The following is a 1,029-nucleotide window of genomic DNA, read 5'->3' on the forward strand; positions in this document are numbered from 1 at the left end:
TCACAGCTTTGATCAAACCTATGGTTCCAATGCTGATTAAATCCTCAATATTGATGCCAGTATTTTCGAATTTCCTGGCAATATAAACCACCAGCCTTAAATTACGTTCAATCAAGATCGAACGTGCAGCTTCATCGCCATTGGGTAATTTATTGATCAGTATTGCCTCTTCTTCCTTCGAAAGGGGCGGGGGCAGTGCCTCACTCCCTCCTATATAAAATATTTCGTCCGTTTTCAATCCGAGCTTGAACAATAGTTTGTACCAAAAATAAGTGAGCCGAAGAATGAATTTCTTCAAAATAATTCTCCCTTCTAAATAAACGGATTATGGGTCAAATTAAAGAGTGAATTGATGGTTCAGGAGGCATTTTGCACCGGTATCCCGGTTAACATTTTCGGGTGAACGATAGATTGATAGCTATTGTCGGGAGAGAGTTGCTGAAAGGTAAACGAAACTAGACCCTGCTTGACATGAAATTCTTTTTCTCCTTGAATGATTTTAATGTAATCCGGTTTGATTGCAGTTAACAGCTGATGTTCATGGCCCACGACTTTATAAGGGATGACACGCATTCTTCCTGTCCATGAATATTCTGGCTGCGTTTCCTGACTTATCAGGTTATCAGGATTTTTAAAGAGCTCTAGCATATCGTCCGGAATTCCTGCTTCCCCTCCTGAAAGAGAGATGATCATGACCGGGGAGCGTGTAATCGGATCATATAGTTGATTGCCGCTATCCACCAATCCATGAAATTTCCCTTCAAAGTCAGAGATTTTAACCGAGACCGAAACCATTTGCTCATGTGTAAGCTTGGTCATCTCCATCCCTTCTAGTGTTCGCTTGGAAAATTGCCATGCGAGCGGGAACCCGATCATTACGAATATCCAGCTGACAGGGTCGCCAAAACGGTTGATTCCTGCATATTGACCAGGGTCCTTGGACACGATTTGGAATTCAAATAAGTAGTGAAGTCCCAGAAGGATACCTCCCGATAAAAACGTCATGAAATATAAAGTGGCCACCGATTT

Annotated in this window: 2 protein-coding genes; both read right to left on the bottom strand. The window is 42.1% G+C overall.

The window, feature by feature from the left end; genetic code table 11:
• A partial coding sequence (locus ACFVSH_RS27015) for a sigma factor (RefSeq protein ID WP_387708925.1) occupies positions 1–298 on the bottom strand: 298 nt, incomplete at its 3' end.
• A 59-nt stretch (positions 299–357) separates the two neighbouring features.
• Positions 358–1,029, bottom strand: a 672-nt coding sequence (locus ACFVSH_RS27020) for a sigma-E processing peptidase SpoIIGA (RefSeq protein ID WP_387708928.1), incomplete at its 5' end; no start/stop codon positions are given.

The sequence above is a fragment of the Peribacillus sp. NPDC058002 genome (genome assembly GCF_042886655.1).
Taxonomy (GTDB): domain Bacteria; phylum Bacillota; class Bacilli; order Bacillales; family DSM-1321; genus Peribacillus; species Peribacillus aracenensis.